This is a genomic window from Larkinella fluvii (genome assembly GCF_051857545.1).
Taxonomy (GTDB): Bacteria; Bacteroidota; Bacteroidia; order Cytophagales; family Spirosomataceae; genus Larkinella.
The window spans coordinates 236,808-261,992 of the sequence record NZ_JBPZHB010000010.1 but is presented as its reverse complement, the minus strand read 5'-3'; the positions used below and the strand labels follow the sequence as shown (position 1 = coordinate 261,992).

Below are 25,185 nucleotides of genomic sequence, written 5' to 3'. Positions count from 1 at the left end.
TAAAGACTTTTTCAAGTAAGTAGAACCGTTCTTTACGCTCTTGTCTTTCTTCTTTACTCTCCAAAAAATGAACAAAGCAATCATCAGTTGGAGCGGGGGCAAGGATTCGGCTCTCGCTCTCTTTTTTTGTCAGCAATCCGGACACTATGATGTGGTTGGGTTGCTCACGAATATCAACGCACCTTTCGGACGGGTCAGCATGCACGGCGTCCGCACCGGGCTGATTGAAACGCAGGCGCAGGCTGTTGGGCTGCCTTTGCACACCGTTCAATTTCCCGGCGACGTATCGATGGAAAGCTACAATATGCTGGTTAAACAAAAATTGACAGAGCTGAAAGAACGAGGAATTACACACGTCATTTTTGGTGACATTTTTCTGGAAGACCTCCGGCAGTACCGGGAGCAACAACTCAGCGAGGTGGGTTTGCTGGGCGTGTTTCCGTTGTGGAATCAGAACACGACGGTGTTGCTGGCCAAGTTTGTCCAGGCCGGTTTTAAAGCCGTGCTGGTTTGTGTAAACGAAAATCAATTGCCGGCAAGCTGGGTCGGTCGCGAACTGAACGCTACGATTTTGAATGATCTGCCACCAGTGGTCGATCCATGCGGAGAAAACGGCGAGTACCATACCTTTGTCTACGACGGACCGATTTTCAAAGCACCGATACGATTTCAAAAGGGTGAAGTAGTCCGACGCTCGTATGCTGCGTCAGCGGAACCTGATCAATGGGATACACAGTTCATCTTTCAGGACATTCTCCCTGATAAACCCTGATTAAAAAATTTTATTACACAGAGTTTATCAGAGAACATCAGAGATATTGTTCCACGTGAATCTATAAATCATTGATCTATACTACCTTCTGTAATCCATTATCTTCCAGATTCTTACGGAGTTATTTACAGGCTGAATTTAGCACAAAATATTTGTTGTATAATTTATATTATGTTAACTAACGTTTTCAATTCTCTACGTATTCTGTTCCACCTCCTCCGTTTCTTGCTTCTCCTCATCCGGTAATCGCTTCAACCGTTTCTCAAGATGCGTGTACCAAAACGCCAATGCACTGTTGAGTAAAATACCGATGGCTACGGATGTTAGCCGACCGCGTAAACTTGCCGTCATAACCGCCATAAAAGCCAGCCAGCCCCAAACACCAATCATGGCCACGGTGATGAGTACCTTTGTAATCTTTACCATACTACCTCATTAAAAAGCTCCGACCTCGCTTTCACAAGATCGGAGCTTTTCGGGGAAATTAAAAGGCAGCCGTTGCGAGCTGCCTTTTTTATTATTTGCTTTCGACGCAGGGAATTTTCTTCTCTTCAAACTGCTTCAAAATATTCTGAAGGTTTGTCAGGTTGTCGTTCAAATCCTGATCGGTATCTTTTACCGATTTCGCTTTTTCGAAATACGGCAGCGCCTGTTTGAATTTTCCGCAAACCTGGCCTTCAATTTCCTTGCCCTTGGTCTGGTAGTCTTTCATGTCCATCATCTCCAGTTGTTTCCGGATCTGAACGGCTTCATTAAAGTAAGCAGCCCCCAGGTTGAAGTTGGCATCGAAGTTATTTGGATCTGCCGCCAGCGCTTTGGTGTAATACTCTTTGGAAGCGACCCGGCTTTCCTCAACCTGCTTGGTCAGCTCCGCTATTTTCTGCTCCTGGTTGCCGGCCGCTGCACTGGCCTGTGCCTGCTCCGCAACTTCTTTTTCCAAACCGGTAATTTTCGATTTGGAATCCGCAATCATCTGGTTCACCCGCGCAATCTGGTTTTTCACATCGGCGTTCTTCGGCTCTTTCTTGGCCCGGGCCGTCAAACGGGTAAGCTCATTCTGGGATTCTTTCAGAACCACTTTTTCTTCGCTCAACTGCTTGGTCGCGTTCGGCCCTTTCTTGGCACTGCTCATCAGCTTCGACAATTCTTCCGTGCCTTTGTTATTTTTGTCACCGTAAAGGCTGGCAAGCGTCAACAAATGGTTTACGTTGTTGGGGTCTTTGGCAAGCTGCCCTTTCAGTTCAGTAATCGCATCATCCATTTTACCCGACGTAACCAGGATGCTGGTTTTCTGGGTAGCCAGGTCTTTGCTGTTCGGCAAGGTGGCAATTCCCTTGTCGATGGTAGCCAGGGCTTTTTCGATTTCCTTGTCCTGATAGTACAGACTCACCAGCGTGGTATAGACCGACTGATCTTTTCCGCCGTTCTCGATATACCGCTCGAAATGCGCTTTGGCATCACTCGGTTTTTCGGTGTTCTGGGTAAAGATACCGGCATACAAAGCCGCCGTGGTGTCTTTCGGATTGATCTCCCCTGCTCTGGACATCAGAGCAGCCGCATCTTTGAAGTTCTTCGCCTGGTACTTGTAAATACCGGAGTTCATAAACGCCTGGAACAGCGTCTGCCCTTTCATGGCTTCCTCTGCTTCTTTGGCCATTTTACCCGGACCGCCAGTTTTTTTATCTTTATCCAGTTCGACTACTTTCTTATAGGCATCGTAGGCAACAGTTGCCGCATTCGAATCCAGTTTAATAGCCTGCGTAGCAATGTTCTCGTACGTTTTAGCGCGATCCATCCACGTTTTGGGCTTGACTGAGGCTTTCTCATCCGTGATTGCCTTGTCGCTTTTTTCTTTCTCACTCTGGAAAGCTTTTTCGGTTAGAGCATCGAGCCCTTGAGCATACGATGCTCCTACTGATAAAAATCCCGCCAGTAGGAAGAACGAGAATCGTTTCATATGACTAAATTTTGTGGTTGAACGTTGTTTTTGATTTTATTCTGGAAAGTACTGAATAATTTATGGGAATATCAAGCCATTTGATCAGAGGGTGCTTCCTCCGAACCATCGACCGGCGCTTCCGGCACGATGCCATTCCCTTCAATTTCAACATCTTCCTCCCGGGCGATGCGGGTTACCGACGCAATTTCGTCGCCGTCGCGCAGGTTGATCAGGCGCACCCCCTGGGTGTTCCGACCAATTACCCGCACCTCATCGACGTGCATCCGGATGGCCGTTCCTGACTTCGTAATGATCATCATATCATCCGAATCGGTTACTTCCAGAATGCCCACCAGATTACCGACTTTATCCGTAACCTTCAGCGTACCAACGCCCTTCGCTCCCCGGTTTGTCACCCGGTATTCATCGATCGGCGACCGTTTCCCGAATCCTTTTTCCGAAACCACCAGCAACTGGGCGTCGTCGCGACCGATGCAAACCATACCAACGGCCTTCACCCCCGGCTCCAGATCGATGCCGCGAACCCCGGCGGCCGTACGGCCCATCGGACGAACCCGACTTTCGTTGAACCGGACGGCTTTGCCCAGGCTCGACGAAATCACAATATCGTTCTGCCCATTGGTCATACAGACGTTCAGTAGGCGGTCTCCCTCCTCTTCGTTGATCGTAATGGCAATGATTCCGTTCTGGCGCGGACGCGAGTAAGCTTCCAGCAGGGTTTTCTTGATCGTTCCCTGCTCCGTACACATCACCAGGTAATTGTTGTTGATGTAATCGGCGTTTTTCAAATCCTTCACATTGATCACCGCCCGCACCTGGTCGTCGGACTCAATGTTGATAAAATTGGCCAGTGGCCGCCCCTTGGAATCCCGCGCTCCTTCCGGCAGTTCATATACCGGCAACCAGTACAACCGCCCTTTCTGTGTAAAAATCAGCAGGGTGTTGTGCATCGTCGCCATGAACAGATGCTCCGTGAAGTCGTCTTCCTTGGTTTTGGCCGCGCGCGAACCGACACCGCCCCGGCTTTGGGTCCGGTATTCGGTCAATGGAGTCCGTTTGATGTAGCCTTCGTGCGAAATCGTAATCAGCATTTCATCGTCGGCAATCAGCGACAGATCGCTGATGTTCCCGTCGCCCAGAATACTGATTTCGGTCCGGCGGGCATCGCCGTAACGGGCTTTGAGTTCGAGCAGTTCCTCGCGAATGATTTGCAGTTTCCGTTCTTCGCTCGCCAGAATGCTCCGCAAATCGGCAATCAGCCGGGCCAGTTCTTCGTATTCCGCCACAATCTTGTCGCGTTCGAGACCAGTCAGGCGTTGGAGACGGAGTTCCAGAATGGCTTTGGCCTGAATTTCCGATAACTTGAACCGGTCGATCAAGCCATTTTTGGCCACTTCCGGATCCCGCGAACTCCGGATGATTTCGATGACCGCATCCAGGTTATCCAGCGCAATCAGCAAACCTTCCAAAATGTGCGCCCGCTTCTCGGCTTCCCGCAGTTCATACTGCGTCCGGCGCGTGATCACCTCCTGGCGGTGCTCCACGTAATACCGGATCATGTCTTTCAGATTCAGCAAAGCCGGGCGGCCTTTCACCAGCGCGACGTTGTTGATATTGAAAGCCGACTGCAACTGCGTGTGTTTATACAGGTTGTTGAGAACGACGTTCGGAACCGCATCCCGCTTCAGGTCATACACCACGCGCAAGCCATCGCGGTCCGACTCATCCCGGAAAGCCGAAATCCCTTCAATCTTTTTATCATTGATCAATTCCGCCGTTTTTTCCAGCATCATGGCTTTATTGACCATGTAGGGGACGTCGGATACGATAATCTGGGTCTTGCCCTTGTTTTCTTCGATGGTGGCATGGGCCCGCAGCACAACCCGGCCCTGACCGGTCCGGAATGCGTTCCGCACCCCCTCGATACCATAAATGGTAGCCCCCGTCGGAAAATCCGGCGCGGTGATGTGTTCCATCAACTCATCGATGGTAATCTCGTGGTTATCGATGTAGGCCACGATCCCGTTCACTACTTCCGTCAGGTTGTGGGGAGCCATGTTGGTGGCCATCCCGACGGCAATGCCCGACGAACCGTTCAGCAAGAGGTTCGGCAGTTTGGCCGGCATAACGGTCGGCTCTTCCAGCGAGTCATCGAAGTTCGACTGAAAGTCGACCGTCTCCTTATAAATATCGGTGAGCAATTCCTCGGCAATCCGCTTCAGCCGCGCTTCGGTATACCGCATGGCCGCCGGAAAATCACCATCGATGGAACCAAAGTTCCCCTGACCGTCTACGAGTGGATACCGCAATGACCAGTCCTGGGCCATCCGCACCATCGTACCATACACGGAAGAATCGCCGTGCGGGTGATATTTACCCAAAACCTCCCCAACGATCCGGGCCGATTTTTTGTGAGGTTTGTTATAATTGACTCCCAGTTCAGCCATTCCGAAAAGCACCCGGCGGTGTACCGGCTTCAGGCCGTCACGGACATCGGGCAAGGCGCGGGAGATAATGACCGACATCGAATAATCGATGTAGGCACCGCGCATTTCGTCTTCAATGTTGATGGGAATAATGTTGGTGGAGTTGTTCTGTTCTTCTGTCTCTTCTGCCATAAGAAGTCAATTCTCTGTCCGATAATACGAACGAAGCGATGATTAAAAAAGTGGAACCGCCGGCTTGGAAATTGTCAGACGGTTTGAGGCTTGTTTTACGATACACCTATCATACAAATATGCAAAAAAATCGCCACAAATAAAAGTATTTGCCGCGTGAAGTGCAATTTCTGACCCTGGGGACCGATCCGGTTTTTCGCGCCATTCCGATCGTATTCGTTCCGGGCGCCCCCAATGGCTTTTCCGGTGAAGGGTACCGGCCGGGGCCGGATACCGGAATAAATCATAAACCCGGCATCCCACCCGGCGGACACCATCCAATCGCCATTTCAACCCGATCAACTCAAATCTTACCAAAACGTATGTTTATAACAAAAAAAAGGGCATACTGCGATTTCAAAAGTTTGTCGGGGGTTAAAATTGTATTTGACATCTATTATCTATCTTTGACAAAACTACGGCATTCCTATTCCGTTCACCATTCGATGACCCGCAAATACCGCATTATCATTACAGACGACGACGACGATGACCGGCTCCTGTTCAAATCGGTGTTTGATTCCAGTTGGCTGGATTGTGAGGTTGCCTTCGCGGGTGATGGTGTCGAACTGCTCGACCACCTCAATGCCTCCCGTCAACTGCCGTCATTGATCTTCCTGGACCTGAACATGCCCCGGATGGACGGATTTACGACCCTGACCGAACTGCGCTCCAATCCAGCTTTCCGCTCCATTCCGGTAATTATTTTTACAACCTCTTCGCTGCCTGAACACATTACCCGCTGCTATCAGTTGGGAGCCAATACGTACTTAACAAAACCGCCTGGCTACCAGCAGCTTACAAAACTAATCAGCCAGATCCGGGCGTTCTGGTTCGACACCGCCCGGATTCCGGCCGGCACCTGACCCCGGGCCGTAACCCGTTGTCTTTTCGATGATTCCGGTCAGGTTACGCCCGGCATAGCAGACCCGACCGCCCCCCGGTTTTGATAACCAAAACACGATTTCCATCCGCAATTCCGGTTTCAACCATTTTTGGACTAAAATTTGAGGGTGTTTTTGTACCTGGACAAATCGGATATTTTGTCTGGTAACAGGTAAGTACATTCACTCAACGGGAAGTTAGTCCAACACATGAAAAGCCGGTTTTTTTCGGGCAAAACCAGTATTCCTATTTTTTATTACCTCTGCGGTTTTTTGTCTTTTTTGGTACTGTACTGCTCACCCCTCCATGCCCAGCCGACCGACTCCCCTCTTCCGGCCGCAAAACAGGGGCTTCTGGATCTTCGGCGCGTAAACCTCGATCAAAAAATCGTTTCGTTGAACGGAACCTGGAAGTGGTACTGGCACGCATTGCGAAACCCCGGCGATCCCGAAATCCCGTTTGAATACAGCCCGTTTCCTGAAATCTGGAATTCCCAAACCTGGAAAGGACAGCCCCTCCCCTCCTACGGCTACGCTACCTACGCTCTAACCGTTGTGCTGCCGCCCCAACATCTGCCACTGGCTCTCAAACTCCCCGATGCCTACACCGCATACCGCCTGCTCCTGAATGGCCGGGAACTGGCCCGGAGCGGCACCCCCGGCACAACGCGGGAAACCACAACACCCTACTGGTCGACGCAGCTAAAAAACATTCCTGAAAAGGCCGATACGCTCCACCTGCTGCTGCAAATTGCCAATTTTCACCATTCCAAAGGAGGCCCCTATAAGGCCATCCTGCTGGGCCGGTCCGACACGCTGACGGTAAAAGCAAACCGGGAACTGGCCCTCAATTTTCTACTGACAGGCTGCCTTTTCATGGGTGGACTGTTTTTTTTAGGGCTCTTTCTCTTTGGGCGACACGAAACTTCTATCCTCTATTTCTCCCTGTTTTGCCTGCTCTACAGCTACCGCATCATCGGTACGGATCAGTATGCCCTCCATTCCATCTTTCACCAGGCCGACTGGTCGCTGACACTCCACCTCGAATACCTCACGCTTTTTTTAAGCATTGCGGCTTTTATTCTTTATACCCGATCTCTCTACCCCGCCGACGTCAACGAACGCTTTTTGACGGCACTGGCGTGGGTTTGTCTGGCATTCGCCGGCATTACGGTCCTGTGTCCGCCCATCATTTTTACCCAATTGATCAAACCGTTCCTCAGCCTGATGCCGATCTACATCGCATACGCTTTTTACGTCTATTGGGTAGCCGCCCAACGAAAACGCCCCGGTGCTGAGTATTCCCTGATGAGTACCGCCGTGCTGCTGGGGGTGTTTGTCATCATCATTTTTAAATATTTCCAGATCGCCTTTCCCGAAAATCTGGTGCTGTTCATGGGTTACATCGGTTTTTTCTTTCTGCAATCGCTGGTGCTCTCGTTCCGGTTTGCGTTCACGCTCAAACAAGCCAAAGAACAAGCTGAAGATGGCCTGCGGGCCAAAAGCGAATTCCTGAGTACGATGAGTCACGAAATCCGGACGCCCCTGAACGCCGTGATCGGCATGACGCATTTGCTGCTGCAGGACAAACCCCGGCCGGATCAGAAGCAACACCTCGACGTGATGCTGTTTTCGGCCAAAAATTTGCTGCACATCGTCAATGACATTCTGGACTTCAACCGGATTGAAGCCGGCAAAACCACCCTGGAAGAAATACCGATGGATCCGTCCACCATCCTGCACAAGGTCATTACCAGTTACCAGTCGGCTGCAAACGAAAAATCACTGACCCTTTCGCTGACGATCGATCCCACCTGGAAAGGCAAGGTCATCGGCGATCCCACCCGATTGGCCCAGGTCATTTCAAATCTGGTTCACAACGCCATCAAATTTACCATTCACGGACAGGTTCAGGTGAGCCTGTCCGTGGTGGAACAAACGGAGCAGGAGGTGACCCTCACAATGGCCGTCGAAGATACCGGCATCGGCATTGCCCCCGAAAAACAGGAACTCGTCTTCAACCGGTTTACCCAGGCCGATTCGTCGATGTCGCGCAGTTATGGCGGAACGGGGCTGGGCCTGACCATTTGCCGACGGATTCTGGCATTGCAAAACGTGGCGCTTCATCTGCAGAGCGAACCGGGGAAAGGATCCCGGTTTTACTTCACGCAGTCTTTCCGGAAAATGACGACCCCGCCCGAAAGGCAAACCGAACACCAACCCCTGTCGAACGACAAACCCCTGAAAGGTGTCTGCATCCTGCTCGTAGAAGACAATGCGATGAATGTGCTTCTGGCTAAAAGCGTGCTGGAGCGGCTCGGTGCATCGGTCGACGTGGCCGGCAACGGGCAGGAAGCAGTCGATAAACTGGATTCGGCCAAACACCGGCTGGTGTTGATGGATTTGCAAATGCCGGTCATGGATGGGTATGAAGCGACCCGCATCATCCGGGAACGAAACGAAACGCTGCCCATCATTGCCGTTACGGCCAGTTTGGCACAGGAAGTCGGCAACCGCGCCCAGGTAGCCGGTCTGAACGAAATTCTGGTCAAACCCTATAACCCCACCAGCCTGATGCAAGTCATCCTGCGGCACCTCAACCTGCCGGGTTGACAGACGCTCCCTGCCGTTAAATAATAACCCTGCCCTGGCTGCTCAGGTTTTAAGTATCTTACTTTCCAAAGTCGGTGTCACGCCGTCTACCGGATTTGGAAGGTCTATGAGCAAGCCCGTTATTTTTATCGCCAGCGCCAACCCGTCTACTCTGAACGATCTTCAGTATTTAAATGCGGTTGACGACGAAATCAAATACATCGACGAACTGCTGTATGATCTGGAAATAAACCAGGACATTGTCTATCCGACGCCCTCCACCAAAACCGATGCGGACAGTATTCATCGGGCCCTGGTAAAAATCGGTCAGGAACTAACCATTTTTCATTATTGTGGTCACGCCAGTCAAACCCACTTTGTGCTGTCCGATGGCATTTACAACCAGAACCAGCTCGTTAAATTATTGAGTGGAAAGAAACCGAAATTGATTTTTTTGAACGGCTGCTCCACCTACGGGTACGTCGATACGCTCCTCGCCCACGGCGTGGAAGCCATCATCGCCACATCGACCGCCGTGCCCGACGGTCAGGCCAGCGAACTGGCTAAAAACTTTTATTATTCCTTTACCCGCCCGCACAAAACCCTCCAGCAGGCATTTGACGAAGCCGTTTCAAAATCCCCCCTGCTGTCCGAAAAAAAATCTACCTTATTTACGCGGGGCGGTTTCCCGACCGAAAACCCCGAGGTGCCCTGTGCCTGGGGGCTGTATTACAACCAGCCCGAGGTGTTGAAATGGACGCTGGTATCCAAACAAAAACCGTCTGAAAAAGTCCCCCTGATCGACCGGCAGAAGGCGTTTTTGTGTGACCGGGATCAATACCGCAACGTGTTCGATCCCAGCTTCAACCTCAGCCAGGGACTCGACGTGTTGTACCGACCGGTGCAGCATTACCTGATCGTGGGCGAAGATTACCAGTCTCCGCTGGGCCTGGCGCGAAAGCTGGTCTACGAGAAAATCACGAAAAACCCCAACCGGATTTATAATTACCCGTTCGATCCCAACGACCGCCGACGCGACGCCGACGACATGCTCGTCAAACTCAACCGGGCCTACGACACGCCCCTCAAGATCCGGCGCGAACTTTATAAAATCGTCAAAGGCCAGGACGACAGCACCAGCCTGTCGTTTGATGAGTTTCTGGGCATTCCGGCGATCAAAAACAGCCAGTATACGATTGTCGCCCTCCAGATCAATGCCGACGATCTGAATGAAAAAGTGCTGGCGTCGATCCGGCAGTTCATGACGGAATTTCGCCCACCCGAAACCGGGGCGAATTCGCCCGCCCATCCGTATCTGCTCTTTTTCTGGAACATTATTTTTACGCCGAAACAAAGCTGGTTTTCAGCTTTTATGCCGGGTCATTCCATCAAAAAAATCCTGAAACCGTTCCGAAACTCCGGCCTGGTCGATCCCGACGACCCCGCCCGGAGTCCGCTCATTATTCTGAATCAGGATGACGAACTGCTGGCTGTTCCCGATCAGCGGAAATACCTCGAAGAATGGTTCCGGAACTACCTCCGGCACGCGCCGGATGCGGACAAAGAACGCGTGATTACCAGTATTTTTCAGCCGGATCATCCCGGAAAAATAGACGTCCCGGCGCTGGAAGACAAACTCCTGACGCTGATCGAACGCTTCAATACCCCTCAAACTCCCTGAAAGATGGCCCTGGTCGAAAAATTTGAATTTGACGAGCAAACGGAACTGAATGTTCCACGGATGGCGAAAAACCCTTCGGATTACATCCTCGACTCGGCCCTCTACAACGCCGTTCGGGTGGCGATTCTGCTCAAGCAACCATTGCTACTGACCGGGGAACCGGGAACCGGAAAAACCCGGCTGGCCGAAAAACTAGCCGCCGATCTGCACGCCCGATACCCGAACGAGTACCTGAGCAAACCGCTGGTTTTCAACACCAAAACCGTATCGACATCCACAGATTTGTTTTACCTGTACGACGCCCTTGGCCATTTCCACGCGACCCATTTTGAACCGGAAAAACCGGAGGTTTCCGCCAACGGAGCCGCTGCCGGAACGGTTTTGTCGATTCCTGAAAAACCGCCCGTTCCCGAGGTGGCCCGGCACATCCGGCTCCAGGCGCTCGGGCAGGCCATTGTGCTGAGCAATCCGGTGATGCTCGATAAATGCCCGTATCTGCCCATGAACGACGTAGATGCTTCCAAACCCCGCAGCTCGGTGGTGCTGATCGACGAAGTAGACAAAGCCCCCCGCGATTTTACGAACGACCTGCTGAATGAACTGGATCGTTTCCGGTTTCAGGTTCGGGAAGACGGCAACGCAGAATACGAAATCGGGTCTAAAAACATCTTCGTGATTCTGACCAGCAATTCGGAAAAAAACCTGCCCGATGCCTTTCTGCGCCGGTGCATCTTTTACCACATTGAGTTTCCGAAGGAAGATCAGCTCATGGAGATCGTTCTGAATCAAATCTTTAACAAAGAATTGGATCGAACCGAAACCGCATCGAAACGGCACGCTGTTGAACAGACGATTGCAGACTACATTGCCTATTTCGTGACCGTAAAAAATGCCAATCTGAAGAAAAAACCGGCCACTGCCGAGCTCATTAGCTGGATGTATTTCCTGCGTGACGACATTCTCCACCCCCGCCCGCTGCAGGAGGTGGATGAACCCAAACGGCTGGCGAGCTACAGCATTCTGGCCAAACACGCCGACGATTTTGCACTCCTCAAAACCCTGTAACGGTTTTTCCCGACGGCCATGACGCCCGTTTCTTCCCATCGACCGCTTCCCCTGGGTGAGTTACTCGAGCAACTTCGGCTGGAAGGCTTTGTGGTGACGCCGGAGGTCTACGACCGCTGTTTTCGAATTGCCGACACCTGGTTTCCGGACGGACTGACCACCGCCGGGCAACGCCGGGAATTGAAGGAATTGCTCGGCCCGGTGGTGGTGCGGTCGGACCTTGAGCAGGAAAAGTTCGGAGCGATCTTTGATCAGGTCGTCCGGTTCTCCGATCAGGCAGTGAAAGAGGCCGAAACTGCCGAGAAACCAGCGGATTCGCGAAAACCGCCGAAGCCCAACCGACTGATCTGGGTGGCATTCCTGTCCGTTATTATCCTGATTCTCATCGGCCTGGCGGTTTATCACTCCCAGCAAATTGTCATCCCTGAAAAAGACCCTTCACATTCACCACCCGACTCGACCCAGCCGCTGGTTGCCGACACCACCAGAAGCATCGAGCCAAGTCCCATTGTCAGGCCGTCTTCGTACCCCTCTTTTCCGCTCATTCAGGCGAATCCCACACGAATCACCATGTACACGCGACAGACCGGGTATCTCCTGCTGGCGGTTTTGCTGGCCACGGGCGCAGTAGCCGCGGTCCTCTTTCGGTATTTTTTTCCGAACCGAAAACGCATTCCGGGCGACGGCCCGCCCTACTTCCTGACCTTTCCGGATCAGGAGAAAACGATCACAGTCGCCGAGTCGATGGACGTCTGGGCGCGTCAATTGAACCAGCGAGATGAAGGCCAAAGGCGGATGATGGATGTTTCGCGCACCATACGGGCCACGGCCAGTCGGGGCGGTTATCCCTCGATTTATTACCAGCAAATCAAACTGCGCCCCCGGTATCTGGTGCTGATCGATCAGCGCTCGACGTTCCACCAGCAGGCCCGGCTGTATGCTTATCTGGGGTCGGTGCTGACCGAAAGCGAGGTTGAGCTGGAAACGTTTTTTTTCAACAGTGACCCGCGGATCTGCCGGAGCGAAAAATACCCAAAGGGGATTGCCCTTAGCGATCTTTACCGGCTTCACCGCCATTCGTACCTGGTGCTGATAACGGAAGGCATTCGCCTGATCGACTACGACCGGGGAACCGTGACACCCTGGGTTACGAACGGGTTCGATGGCTGGGAAAAACGGGCCATTCTGACGCCGGTGTATCCCGAAAACTGGACGTCCATCGAAGCCATTCTCGCCCGGTTTTTCATCGTACTACCGGCCACGCCCGACGGGCAGTTGCTGCTCCGGACGTATTTTCAGGCGGGGGAGCATCCGACGTTTCAGGAACTGCGTCGCCAGTTGCAGGTCAACACCGCTGCGGCCGCTGACCGGGGCTTTTTCGGGAAACCGGCCAGCAAACTGACCATCGTTGAAATCGACCAGTTTCTCGAAAATCCGTTTGACACCGAAAAACCGACCGAGGAAGAAACCAGCCGACTGAAACAGTGGGCCTACGCCACCGCCGTTTACCCGACGCCAACCTGGGAAATGACGCTGGCAATCGGCAAAACCATTGAACACTACGCCGGAACCGATGCCTTTGTCACCACTACGAATCTCCTGAAAATAACCGCCTTGCCGTGGTTGCAGCAAAGCAGCATCCCGGAACCGCTGCGGCAGGAGCTGCTCGCCCGCTTTGACGAACTGCCAATTGCCTTGAAAACGGCCATTCACCAGGATGTCCTGCAGTTGCTCAAATCAGTCAGGACCAGTCCGGGTAGCCTGGCCGAAGAAGAACGGGAACGGCACACCTACGAGGTGATGCTCACCGATGAGAAACACCGAGCGGAAGCCTTGCGAAAACTGGCTCCGTTTCAGAAAGCCGGACTCATCACCAGCCCGGCCGTCGACCGACAGGTGACCGCTCACGAACGCCGGAAAGTCGTGGCCTATGGCCTGACGCTGGCGATCCTGGCGGTTTTCGGATTAGCCGCCGGGTATTTCATTTTCCCCAAAACCAGCGGCACACCCCAGGCGGGTTTGAAACAGTTTTTCTACACCGCGTCCGATTCGCTTCGGGCCGATAGTGCCGTGATGTATAACAATCTGGCAGTTTTGGTTTCTCAGGATAAGTTTCGCGATCAAGCCATCTTATCCGACTTACGTGATGTATGCGAACTTTTTGGATTAGTTGTAGTTACGCCCACCAATCGCAGTATTCCGATCATGGACTACATTTTAAATCTGGAAAAAGAGATAAATGAACATAGGGGTAGCGTCGCAAAATTTTACAGTTCCGCAGGAATTCGACCTAATTTATATAATCAAAGCGAAATCAGGAATCGAGATAATTTACTTGAAAAACGTGATGAACTAGCGTATCAGCTTAATACTAAATTGTACCGCTTACAGCTTACTTTATTAATACATTCACTCCGTCAACGAAACACATTCGAGGCTACCTATAATTTACACGCTTTGCGGTATGATCGCGCGATAGCCGTCGATTCCTTATCCTGGCTCAAGTCCACACCAAATACGTCTCTTTGGCTCAGCCCCTTAGGAGAAGTGAATGAAATTTTGTCTCCAGTGTCCTGGTATTCAACCAGCGGTTTTATACCACAGTATACCCATATAATTCAATACATCAAACTATTAAATCGAGATATCCCGATTGATTCAGTCCGAAAACAAGTGGAAATACTTGAAAAACACGAAGCTAATCTGATTAAAACAGCAACGGATTACGAGAAAATAAAAGACCAGTTCGAACGAGAAATCACTCGGGCCAGAAAGGCTGCTCAATTCAATTGGATCAATTTATATTTGCCAAACACTGGCAAAGAAAATGTCCTTAGGGTACGGCTACCCCGACTGAATCTTTCGGAACAAAAACTAGACTCACTGGCCCGAATTGATGCCTCCCGGATTAACTTGTATTTTAGAAATTATCCAAGTGACATCCCTGAGGCTACACGAACGTCACCTGTTTCAACAATTACGAACCCGCGGAAGAAATCCGTTCCGAAAAAGAAAGCCCCGCCGGTTCGCACCAAAAGTCCATCGAAATCCACACCCTATCCCACGCAAACCAAACCGGCCACGGACGAACGGCCCGCAACCTCATCGCCTGATCCCGAACCGGCGGCTGTCTCGCCCATCGACAACACCGCCAATGCCGACGTGAAACAGGAACCCCAGCCGACGGTCGTCCAGCGCGGAATTCCGGGCGATTACGGGGTGCTGGTGGGCGAGGTTCGGGAAACCCGGATGGTCAGTAACAACCTGTTTTTGCTCATCGCTGCCAATGGAGACTATTATCAGGTACGCATTGGCAATCAGCCGAATACGTCGTACGGCAAGTCGTCGGATACGCCTGTTTTAGCAATGGCGGAGAACGAACGGGTTCGGAAAATTCCGGGCTTCCAGCGGTTTAGCTCGGCAAAAGAGGGTTTTTATAAACTGGATAAAACCAGCTTCTCTGGAGCACTTGATTATCTGCGCACGGGCGATTCGTACGCGGATTTCAAGGTCGATCGAAAGGCTTACCTGGGCGGTCTGGTCAGCGTTTCCAAAAAATCACCCACCCGGATTTACGTCTGGGGTGCCCACTGGCAACCTGGCTCGTCTACGAACCCCTTCAAACTGCCGAACGGCTTCTATGAAATCCACTACGTCCACCAGAATCAGGGTTTTTATTCGCCGAACGATGTCCTGAACGCGCCCTGGCAGGATGGCGGGATTATTCTCGATTCGGGAAGTTTGAAAGCCATTGCCATCCGGTTTTCGTCCCAGTCGACCACGACGGATGCCAAGGGCGATCCGGTCAAAGCGACGGCGAAGTAAAATTCTGCATTCATTCCCGGCCATTCTGCTTTACCTTTGCGCGCGAATTCACCGAATCCCCGTAAAACCAAACCGGATGCGTACCGCTCTTTTCTCCCTCGTATTCTGCCTTGTTCTGTTCCAGACCGCCACGGCCCAAACCGCCAAACCCGTTTCCGATCCGGTAGAACTGGTCAATGTGTTGATGGGAACGGATTCCAAACCGAGCCTGTCGAACGGCAATACGTACCCCGCCATCGCGCTGCCCTGGGGCATGAATTTCTGGATGCCGCAAACCGGCCGAATGGGCGACGGCTGGGCGTATACCTACGCAGCCGACCGAATCCGGGGTTTCAAACAGACGCACCAGCCCTCGCCCTGGATGAACGACTACGGCCAGTTTACCATCATGCCGGTGACGGGAAAAGTCCGCTTTGACGAAAACGAACGGGCGAGCTGGTATTCGCACAAATCCGAGGTGGCCAAACCGTATTATTACCGGGTGTACCTCGCCGATCACAACATTACGACCGAAATCGCGCCCACTGAACGGGCCGCCCGGTTTCGGTTTACCTTCCCGCAAACCGACAGTGCTTCCGTCGTGATCGACGCGCTGGACAAAGGCTCGTTCATCAAAATCATTCCCGGAGAGAATAAAATTATCGGTTATACAACCAAAAACAGCGGGGGTGTTCCGGCCAATTTCAAGAACTATTTCGTCCTGATTTTCGACAAACCCTTCACCTTTCGGACGGTTTTTCACGACAAAAAAGCCGACCAGCAGGCCCTCGAATTTCAGGCCGACCACGTCGGAGCCGTCGTTGGTTTCAAAACCCGGAAGGGCGAAACGGTCAACGTGCGCGTCGCGTCGTCGTTCATCAGCCCCGAACAGGCGGAACTGAACCTGAAAGAAATCGGCTCAGACGGTTTTGAAACTGTCAAGCAGAAAGCCAAAGCTGCCTGGAACAAAGAGCTGGGCCGGATTGCCGTGGAAGGTGGTTCGGTCGACCAAACCCGCACGTTTTATTCCTGCCTGTACCGCTCGCTGCTGTTTCCCCGGAAGTTTTACGAAATCGACGCCAGTAAAAAAGTGGTGCATTACAGCCCCTACAACGGCCAGGTTTTGCCGGGTTATCTGTTTACGGATACCGGTTTCTGGGACACGTTCCGGTCGATGTTTCCGTTTCTGAACCTGATGTATCCGTCGCTCAACGCACAGATGCAGGAAGGGCTGGCGAATGCGTACAAGGAAGGCGGCTGGCTTCCCGAGTGGGCCAGTCCCGGTTTGCGGAACACGATGATCGGATCGAACTCAGCATCGATTGTGGCCGATGCCTATTTGAAAGGCTTGCGCGGGTACGACATCAATGCCCTCTACGAAGCGGTTTTGAAAAATTCCGAAAACGAAGGCCCGCTGGATGCCGTCGGTCGCCGGGGTGTTTCGTATTACAACAAACTGGGGTATGTGCCGTATGATGTTAAAATCAACGAAAATGCCGCCCGAACGCTGGAATACGCCTATGCCGATTTTACGATCTATCAACTGGCGAAGGCTCTGAAACGCCCGCAGGCCGAAATCGACCGGTTTGCCAAACGCAGCCAGCATTACCGCAATCTCTTCGATCCGGCGACGGGTTTGATGCGGGGCAAAAACGAGGACGGGTCGTTTCAGAAACCGTTCAATCCGTTCAAATGGGGCGATGCGTTTACGGAAGGCAATAGCTGGCACTACACCTGGTCGGTTTTCCACGACGTGCAGGGACTGGTTGGATTGATGGGCGGCCCCCAAAAGTTCGTCGCCAAACTGGATTCGGTGTTTACCCTGCCCCCGGTTTACGACGAAAGCTACTACGGCAGCGTGATCCACGAAATCCGGGAAATGCAGATCGCCGACATGGGTCAGTACGCCCACGGCAACCAGCCGATTCAGCACATGATTTATCTGTATAATTACGCGGGGGCGCCCTGGAAAACGCAATATTGGGTGCGCGAAGTCATGAACCGACTGTATCTGCCCACGCCCGACGGCTATTGCGGGGACGAAGACAACGGCCAGACCTCGGCCTGGTACGTTTTCTCCGCGCTCGGTTTTTACCCGGTTTGCCCCGCCACGGATCAGTATGTTCTGGGCGCTCCGCTGTTTAAAAAAGCCACACTGCACCTGGAAAACGGCAAAAAACTGGTCATCAACGCCCCCACCAACAGCGGCCCAAACCGCTACGTCGACGCCGTGACGCTGAACGGAAAACCGCATCCGGCCAACTGGCTGAGCCACCGGGTGCTGATGCAGGGCGGAACCGTCGGTTTTACGATGAAAGCTACGCCGAACCAGCAACGCGGCACGAAACCAGATGCATTTCCTTATTCGTTTTCGACCGAAAACCAGTAGATTTTCCCATTAAACCGGGTCCAGCCTGCGCAACTGGGTTTGCAAACCGAGGCTGCGAATGTCCAGTTCCTGCTCGATCCGGCGGATGGACTCTTCGCTGAAGGTCCCTTGCTTGTGCCATTGAATGATCAGATCCCGCTGGTGGTTGATGACGGCGAGTTCACTCTCGACAAACTCCCGAAAGAAATTCGCAGCCGTGGGTGGTGCTCCTTTTTTGGGTTTTTCGTCCATTCGCAACACCCCGTTCAGGTAGTTGGTCTGTTGCTCAAACCGGGTTTTTAATTCACTCAGCACCTCGTCGTGCAGGTTCATGGACAGTTCGCCTTCGATGTAGGTGATCGAACTGGTGGTGATGGCCAGGCGGATTTTCTTTTCTTCCTGCACGGCCTTTCCCGGCGGTTCCTGCACGTTGAGCCAGCGGATAAAAAACGGCAGCGTTAGCCCCTGGAGCACCAGCGTAACAAAAATGACCATGAACGAGATGAACAGAATCTCATTCCGCATCGGAAAAGCCTTTCCATTGCTCAGGGTCAACGGCAAGGCCAGCGCCGTGGCCAGCGACACCACCCCGCGCATCCCGGCCCAGGAGGTGATGAACAGCTCGTTCGGTCTGAACAGGATACGCTTTTTCTTCCCCCGATCCAGCAAAGAATTGATGTAGGCCAGTGGAAAAATCCAGACAATCCGGGTGACGATGGCCACAAAACTAATCAGCAGACCAAAACCGATGAGCCGTCCCACGGAATGGTCTTCAATGTTTTTCAGGATCACCGGCATCTGCGACCCGATCAGAATGAAAACAAAACCGTTCAGCAGAAAAATCAGAATATTCCAAAAACCGTTGATCTGCATCCGGGTTTGAAACGAATAAATTTCGTAGGAATTCCAGGCCAGATACAGGCCCGTCGACACCACCGCCAACACCCCCGAAACGCCCAGGTGTTCGGCCAGCAAATACGCTACAAACGGCAAAAGCAAGGTAATGGTCGTGGCCACCGTCGGGTTTTCGAGCTTGTTGTGAATATGCCGAAAGAGGTAGCCGATGGCGAGTCCGATGGCGACGCCCCCGGCGGCCACCACAAGAAATTGCAAACCAGCCTGCCAGAAAATGAAACTCCCGCTGGTGACAGCCGCCACCGCATACCGGTAGGCAATCAGCGCCGACGCATCGTTCACCAGACTTTCACCTTCCAGAATGGTAATGAGCCGGTTGGGAAGTCCCAGCCCCCGGGTGGCACTCGTGGCCGCCACCGCATCCGGCGGGGAGGTGATGGCCCCCAGCACAAACGCCAGCGGCCAGCTAAAACCGGGGATAAAATAATGGGCGACCACGGCGACGGTCACGGTGGTGAAGAAAACCAGCCAGACCGCCAGCAAACCGATGGGCCGACGGTAGGCTTTGAATTCGTGCCAGGAGATGTTGCCGGCGGCTTCGTATAACAACGGCGGCAGAAAAATCAGAAAAACCACCTCCGACTCCAGGTGAATGTCCGGCACAATGGGCAAAAAGCCCAGCACCAGACCGGCAATCACCAGCAGGATGGGATACGGAATTTTCAGTTTTTGGGTAACGGATGCCAGGGCGGCCAGGATGGCCATTAACACTAAAACGATTTCAAGATTGGTCATCGAGACGGTTTCTGTTACAGAAAATGCTTACTTTAGAACGCTAAATCATCCAGCTACTACAACCGAATTAAGGTATGGGTTTTCAATTCGACATGGCGATTCGCCGGGTTATTTCTTTTTTCTTTTTTTCACTCATCTCCCTTTTCTCATTCGGGCAATCGAAACCTACGCTGGAACAATTCCGGCAGCAAATTGAAACCCAGTTGGCTAAAGAGCCGGGCCGATACGCCGTCGCGTTCAAGGATTTAACCACCGGACAAGAGCTTTTGATTCACGAACGGGAAGAATTTCATGCCGCCAGCACCATGAAAACGCCGGTGATGATCGAGGTCTACAAACAAGCCGCCCAAAAGCGGTTTTCTCTGTCCGACTCCATTCTGATCAAAAACGAATTCAAAAGCATCGTCGATGGCAGTCCGTACAGCCTGAAAGCGACCGACGACAGCGACACGCTGATTTATACCAAAGTCGGCACGAAGCTCCCCCTTTCGGCGGTCATGTACGACATGATTATCCTGAGCAGCAACCTGGCCACCAACCTGATCATCGACCTGGTCGACGCCAAAAAAGTCACGCAAACTATGCGCGACATGGGTATCCGGGACATGCAGGTTCGGCGGGGCGTGGAAGACACCAAAGCGTTCCAGAAAGGGCTGAACAATACGACTACGGCTTACGATTTAATGCTCCTGTTCGAAAAAATTGCCACCGGAAAAGCCGTGAGCCCGGAAGCCTCGCAAGACATGATCCGGATTCTGCTCGATCAGCGGTTTAACTCCGTCATCCCCGCAAAATTACCAAAAACCGTCAAAGTGGCGCATAAAACCGGCTCCTTTGCCACCGTTCGGCATGATTCAGGCATCGTTTTTCTACCCGATGGCCGACAGTACGTTCTGGTGCTGTTCTCCAAAGAAATCAAAAGTGATGCCGCCGTGGTCGAGTCCCTGGCGACGGTTTCCGGTATGATTTATCAATATTTCTACCAATAAGAACCCAACTCCGGCGTTTTAACGCTGGTTTGGACTAATATTTGCTTGTAAAATCAATAAAGTATCATGAAAAAAATCTTCCTCCTCTTTCTCTTCATCGCCCGCTTTTTACCAGACGGGTTCTCGCAGGATATGTATCAGGGACCCAGGCCCGAAACCGTCTTTTCCGCAAGCTCCGAACTGGGTTTTCTGAAAGAATTTAATGAGAAATTCAAAACCGACTTCGATGCCCCGACGCAATATACCAAAGCGCAGACAACTGGTGTCGACGGCTGGGAAATGGCGCTGTTTTCGGCCCGAAAAGCACAACTGGTGTTCTATCAATCGCATCCGCAGATGAGCCAGTTTTCCGAACCATTCAAAAAATACATCGAGAACTGCATCCGCTGGAATTACTGGCATCTGCTCATGGCCTGGCCCATCGTCCGGACCAACGCGCAGGCTACGCAGCAAACTGTGCCATCGCTGCCCGCCGTCATGCTGGAAGGTTTTGATGAGTCGAAAACGAACGATGAAACAGCAATGATTGCCGAACCCTATCGAAATTTTCTGTTTTATTACGTGACGTATTTCAATTCAAAGTCCCGGAATTTTGCCAAATATACGCCGGATGATATGCACAAAATGCTTCCGGAAAAAGCCGGTTATGCCCGCCAGCACCTGACCGGAAAACCGTACCAATATTCCCTGGCCCGGCTGTTGCTTGATAATTGTGAAAAAGCAACACCTTCTTCGGTGCGCGAAGTGTTTGCGGCCCTCACAGCCACTCCAAACGCAACGGCCTATACGGAACTGGTAAAAACACGCTGTGGAGACGTGATGAGCCGGAAAGACGAACCCAAACCGGCCGCAGCCGCTGCGAAGAAAAAACCGGTCGATCCGAATGTATTTTCGTTTCTGAACCAGAACGGCGAACCCGTCACGCTGGACGATTTTAAGGGCAAGGTGGTGTATCTGGACATCTGGGCGAGTTGGTGCGGACCGTGCATCGGCGAGGTGCCGCACTCCAAAAAACTCTATGAGCGCCTGACAAAGAAGCAGTTGGAAAAAGTCGCGTTCCTCTACATCTCCATTGACGATTCGGAATCGAATTGGAAGACGGCCTTACAAAAACACCAGCTACCCGGCGACCAAGGCTGGTCGAGGGGCGGCTGGCGCTCGCGAATTGTACAATACTTTGGGGTTCAGAGCATTCCGCGTTACATCCTGATCGACAAAAAAGGCCAGATGGCCGACCTGAATGCCAAACGCCCCAGCACAGCCGATGCCATTTATGAGGACATTGTGAAACTGCTGGAGAACTGACCGGTTTTAATTATCCCGGATCGGCGTGTCCCGCGAATCGGCATAGGCTTTACCGAAATCGATTTTCTTCACCTGACTGGCTACGTACTGAATGCCCTGAAAAATGTGTTTCATGAACAGCGGTTCCGAATAATCCTTTTTGTCGTGGCCGAGTGTCGTACACCAGGTGTAACCGCCGTCGAAATGGTAGTACCAGGCAGCCGGATACAGGTTCGTAAAAGAACCGCCGAACATCTTTACTTTTTCGGGTTCCTCGCCGTTGAGGGAGGTCAGGTCGTGGGCCATCACCACGGTGGGTCCCGGTGACATTTCCTTGGTAAAATAGAATTCATCTTCCTTCTCCCAGACTTTCGGAATGCCCTGCATCGACGGATGTTTGGTGTCGATCACGACGGTTTTGAACTTCTGAAATTTGGGATGCCAGGCGAAGGTGCCGCCAATCATGCGCTTGAACCAGGTCCAGTTCCGCTCGGTCCCCGTCACCGAATGCACACCCACAAAACCGCCCCCGGCTTCGATGTACCGCCGGAACGAAAGCCGCTGGGCGTCGGTGTCGAAGACATCGTTGTTGGTGCTGGGAAAAACCAGGAGCGTGTATTGTTTCAGGTTGTCTTCCGTAAAAACCGACGGCTGATCCGTGACGTCCACCTTAAAACCGTGTTCTTCGCCCAGCTTCTGAATACTCTTTGCGGCAAACGGAATGTTGTCGTGGACGTATCCTTTCCCGTTTTTGGTATACACCAACACCTTGACTTTCTTCCAGTTCACCTTGTCGTTTTGACTCCAGCCAATGGACGAAGTCAGCAGCAGCAAAAACAAACCAAAGCGCATTCCCGTAGCCAATCGATTCATGAATAGTTCGATAAAAAATTAAACTTTTAGTTTGACCTGCTGGGCCTGTTTCTGGGCTTTCAACGCCAGTTCCGTCGCCAGGAAACAATGCGCCTGGGTCATGGCGGTTTCGGTCCGGTTCAGAATATCGTCGATAAGCTGGGTGCCGTAAGGCGTCGTTTCCTTGCTGCAGTCGATGTACTTCGTTTCCTTATTATCGACCAGAATCAGGTGGTTGCCGCCGTCGCGTCCGGCAATGTCGACGTTCTTCCGCAGTTCGATAAAACCGTCGGTGCCGAGAATGGTCAGCCGCCCGTCTCCCCAGGATTTCAGGCCGTCGGGCGTGAACCAGTCGACGCGGATGTAGCCGGTTCCGCCGTTGCCGCGCACCATCGCATCACCAAAATCTTCAAATTTCGGGTATTGCGGATGGTTCGTATTGCCAACCTGTGACGCAACGACTTCAGCCTGGGTGGAACCCGTGAAAAACAGAAACTGGTCGAACTGGTGAGAGGCAATGTCGCAAATGATCCCACCAAACCGCTGCTTGTCGAAAAACCACTCGGGGCGCGTTTTGGCATTCATGCGGTGGGGACCCAAACCGATGGTCTGAATGACTTTGCCGATCGCTCCGGCTTTCACCAGTTCCCCCGCCTTCACCGTCGCCTTGTTCTCAAACCGCTCGCTGTACATGATCGAGTAAATCCGTTTGGTGGCCTGCTGAACCTTGCGAACCTCGGCCAGTTGTTCGAGCGTCGTGATGCCGGGTTTGTCGGCCATGTAATCCTTGCCCGCCTTCATCACCCGAATGCCGAGCGGGGCGCGTTCGTCGGGAATGCCGGCACTCACCACCAGTTGAATCGAGCTGTCGTCCAGAATTTCCTTTTCGCTTTTGGCGAGTTTGGCATCAGGGTAGCGCTTCGTGAAGGCAGCCGCCAGATCCGGTTCTTTGGCGTAAAACGAAACAAGCTGCCCGCCCCCGCGAATGACGGCTTCGACCTGCCCGTAAATATGGCCGTGATTCAGACCAATGGCCGAAAACCGGATGCGGGCCGCGCCTTTCGGACGGCTGCTGCCCACCACGGGAACCGAATACGGGATTCCGGGAGCGGCCAGAAGTTCTTTGGGAAGGGCCGTCAGACCGGCGAGCCCGGCCGCGGTGGTAACGGATTCTTTGATAAACCGTCGCCGGTTGGCTTGTGATTTGTTCATGGTCGTTTCACTTTGTCGCGAGTTCACTTTTGGATTTCTTGGCCAGTTCAAGTGCCTGCGTGGTCGTGTAGTACTTCGAAATCATGTTCGGCACTTCCCAGGCGGGCAAGGCACCAGCTTTCAGGTAATCGAGGTATTTCTGTGCCACGCGGCCAAAGTGGGCTTCGTGTCCTTCCTTGTATTTTTCCGGGATGACCACTTCATAGCCTTTGGCAATTTTCTTCACCTCGACGCCCGGGAATTCTTTCTGGATATTCGGCAAAACCGTTTTCAGCGCAGCTTCCAGATCCGTGTTTTTGTCAACCGCTTCGATGTAGAGCGTCGGTTTGTATTGCTGCTCGGCCCCCTGACGAATGATCAGATTGGCTTTCGTTCCCCGCATGATCGAATAGTGGGTATCGCCCGTGCCTTCCGGTGCTTTGTATTTCCAGATCACCGATACCTTGGCGTGAACCCCGCGAAGCTGGTAGTTGATTTCGCCATTGCTATACACCTTCAACACGCTGTCTTTCACTACATCTTTCTTGAGATAGTCCGGAAAAGCGTCCTGCTTGGTGATGGCTTTGAACTGACTCAGCGTCATGTCGGTCGTCCAGCGACGGGCCGACGTCAGGCTGATATCCTTTTGGTAATCAATCGTTTGTTCCGGGAAACATTCCCACTGCACCAGATCGACGAGGTGGGTGGTTACGTCCACGATGCCTTCGCCCTGCTGGGCCACATCCATAAACCAGGACGGCCGGGTCAGGATGCTGCCGGAGACGTTTTTGTAAAAATGGTGAACACTTTCCTTGGTAACCGCCGGATTTTCGGGTGTTCCTTTTTCCAGCGTTCCGAACAAATCGGCCTGCTGTGAGAAGGCCCGTTGCAGCATCGTGCTGATCTCGTAGCGTTCGGTCATGATGTCATACAACAGCACCTTGTTCTTTTCGGCGGTCGCAAATGCCTCTTTCAACTGGTCGAAGTTGGCCGCGCTGATCACCATCGGTTTGTCGGCCAGAACGTTGAATCCGGCCCCCACAGTTTTCTGGATGTAGTCGGTTTTCAGGCGGTTATTGCCCGCCATGACCACCACATTTCCGGCTTTGTCGGTTAGCATTTTATCGAGAAAATCCGTACCCAGGTAGACGTCTTCATGCCAGTTCGTGGGGTCTTCCGGACGGGCGTTGTAACCCTTTATTTTATCCAGATGAAGCTGCACATCCGGGCCATCCGGGGCATAGACATGCACCGTCGAATCGACGCCATCAAACATGGTTTTCTGCACCAGGGCCGCATGAAAATGACCGGGATCGAGGGTAATGAGATGAATCATGTCATCCTTTTTTTGATCAGACTGACAAGCGGTGAGTAAGGCAGCCATCAACAGACTGCCGGCAACGGGGGCTACTTTCATTCGAAGTATTTCGGTTAAA

16 protein-coding genes are annotated in these 25,185 nt (G+C 52.4%); 9 read left to right on the top strand and 7 right to left on the bottom strand.

All coding sequences use genetic code 11. From position 1 onward, the window contains the following. The first annotated feature begins 67 nt into the window (after positions 1-67). Positions 68-772: a Dph6-related ATP pyrophosphatase gene (locus ACS5NO_RS26360; RefSeq protein WP_439417906.1), complete on the top strand. Its 705-nt coding sequence runs from the start codon at positions 68-70 to the stop codon at positions 770-772. Between the two features lie 195 nt (positions 773-967). Here the strand turns inward: ACS5NO_RS26360 and ACS5NO_RS26355 are convergent, their stop codons facing one another. The 3 genes from ACS5NO_RS26355 to gyrA all read right to left on the bottom strand — a co-directional run bounded on the left by ACS5NO_RS26355 (position 968) and on the right by gyrA (position 5,350). Next, positions 968-1,198, bottom strand: coding sequence for a hypothetical protein (locus ACS5NO_RS26355; protein WP_138991816.1), 231 nt, complete (start codon positions 1,196-1,198; stop codon positions 968-970). 91 nt (positions 1,199-1,289) lie between these two features. Beyond that, the gene (locus ACS5NO_RS26350) at positions 1,290-2,729 is read right to left on the bottom strand and encodes a tetratricopeptide repeat protein (RefSeq protein WP_439417905.1); all 1,440 of its coding nucleotides are present in this window, start codon (positions 2,727-2,729) and stop codon (positions 1,290-1,292) included. A gap of 71 nt (positions 2,730-2,800) precedes the next feature. Continuing rightward, positions 2,801-5,350: a DNA gyrase subunit A gene (gyrA, locus tag ACS5NO_RS26345; RefSeq protein ID WP_439417904.1), complete on the bottom strand. Its 2,550-nt coding sequence runs from the start codon at positions 5,348-5,350 to the stop codon at positions 2,801-2,803. A 446-nt stretch (positions 5,351-5,796) separates the two neighbouring features. Here gyrA and ACS5NO_RS26340 point away from each other — a divergent pair, with 446 nt between their 5' ends. The 6 genes from ACS5NO_RS26340 (at position 5,797) to ACS5NO_RS26315 (ending at position 17,804) form a co-directional block, all read left to right on the top strand. Then, positions 5,797-6,255 carry a response regulator gene (locus tag ACS5NO_RS26340; RefSeq protein WP_439417903.1) on the top strand — a complete coding sequence of 153 codons (459 nt, stop codon included), beginning with the start codon at positions 5,797-5,799 and terminating at the stop codon, positions 6,253-6,255. 228 nt (positions 6,256-6,483) lie between these two features. After that, positions 6,484-8,886 (top strand): ATP-binding protein, encoded by a 2,403-nt coding sequence (locus ACS5NO_RS26335; RefSeq protein WP_439417902.1) that lies wholly within the window; start codon positions 6,484-6,486, stop codon positions 8,884-8,886. A gap of 106 nt (positions 8,887-8,992) precedes the next feature. Beyond that, positions 8,993-10,546: a CHAT domain-containing protein gene (locus ACS5NO_RS26330; protein ID WP_439417901.1), complete on the top strand. Its 1,554-nt coding sequence runs from the start codon at positions 8,993-8,995 to the stop codon at positions 10,544-10,546. Between the two features lie 3 nt (positions 10,547-10,549). After that, on the top strand, positions 10,550-11,611 hold the full coding sequence (locus ACS5NO_RS26325; protein WP_439417900.1) for an AAA family ATPase: 1,062 nt from the start codon (positions 10,550-10,552) through the stop codon (positions 11,609-11,611). Positions 11,612-11,629: 18 nt separating this feature from the next. Next, on the top strand, positions 11,630-15,436 hold the full coding sequence (locus ACS5NO_RS26320) for a DUF2278 family protein (protein ID WP_439417899.1): 3,807 nt from the start codon (positions 11,630-11,632) through the stop codon (positions 15,434-15,436). A 76-nt stretch (positions 15,437-15,512) separates the two neighbouring features. Continuing rightward, positions 15,513-17,804, top strand: a complete 2,292-nt coding sequence (locus ACS5NO_RS26315) for a GH92 family glycosyl hydrolase (protein ID WP_439417898.1) — start codon at positions 15,513-15,515, stop codon at positions 17,802-17,804. A gap of 9 nt (positions 17,805-17,813) precedes the next feature. Here ACS5NO_RS26315 and ACS5NO_RS26310 read toward each other — a convergent pair whose 3' ends face one another. After that, on the bottom strand, positions 17,814-19,433 hold the full coding sequence (locus ACS5NO_RS26310; protein WP_439417897.1) for a Na+/H+ antiporter: 1,620 nt from the start codon (positions 19,431-19,433) through the stop codon (positions 17,814-17,816). Between the two features lie 74 nt (positions 19,434-19,507). Between ACS5NO_RS26310 and ACS5NO_RS26305 the strand changes: the two genes are divergently transcribed. Beyond that, positions 19,508-20,422, top strand: a complete 915-nt coding sequence (locus ACS5NO_RS26305) for a serine hydrolase (protein WP_439417896.1) — start codon at positions 19,508-19,510, stop codon at positions 20,420-20,422. A gap of 66 nt (positions 20,423-20,488) precedes the next feature. Further along, positions 20,489-21,727 (top strand): TlpA family protein disulfide reductase, encoded by a 1,239-nt coding sequence (locus tag ACS5NO_RS26300; protein WP_439417895.1) that lies wholly within the window; start codon positions 20,489-20,491, stop codon positions 21,725-21,727. 6 nt (positions 21,728-21,733) lie between these two features. Here the strand turns inward: ACS5NO_RS26300 and ACS5NO_RS26295 are convergent, their stop codons facing one another. Genes ACS5NO_RS26295 through ACS5NO_RS26285 form a run of 3 tightly spaced genes read right to left on the bottom strand, consistent with a single transcriptional unit; the run spans position 21,734 to position 25,166 of the window. Next, on the bottom strand, positions 21,734-22,579 hold the full coding sequence (locus ACS5NO_RS26295) for a ThuA domain-containing protein (RefSeq protein WP_439417894.1): 846 nt from the start codon (positions 22,577-22,579) through the stop codon (positions 21,734-21,736). A gap of 18 nt (positions 22,580-22,597) precedes the next feature. Further along, positions 22,598-23,770, bottom strand: a complete 1,173-nt coding sequence (locus tag ACS5NO_RS26290) for a Gfo/Idh/MocA family protein (protein WP_439417893.1) — start codon at positions 23,768-23,770, stop codon at positions 22,598-22,600. A gap of 7 nt (positions 23,771-23,777) precedes the next feature. Continuing rightward, positions 23,778-25,166: a putative oxidoreductase C-terminal domain-containing protein gene (locus ACS5NO_RS26285; RefSeq protein WP_439417892.1), complete on the bottom strand. Its 1,389-nt coding sequence runs from the start codon at positions 25,164-25,166 to the stop codon at positions 23,778-23,780. Positions 25,167-25,185 lie beyond the last annotated feature (19 nt).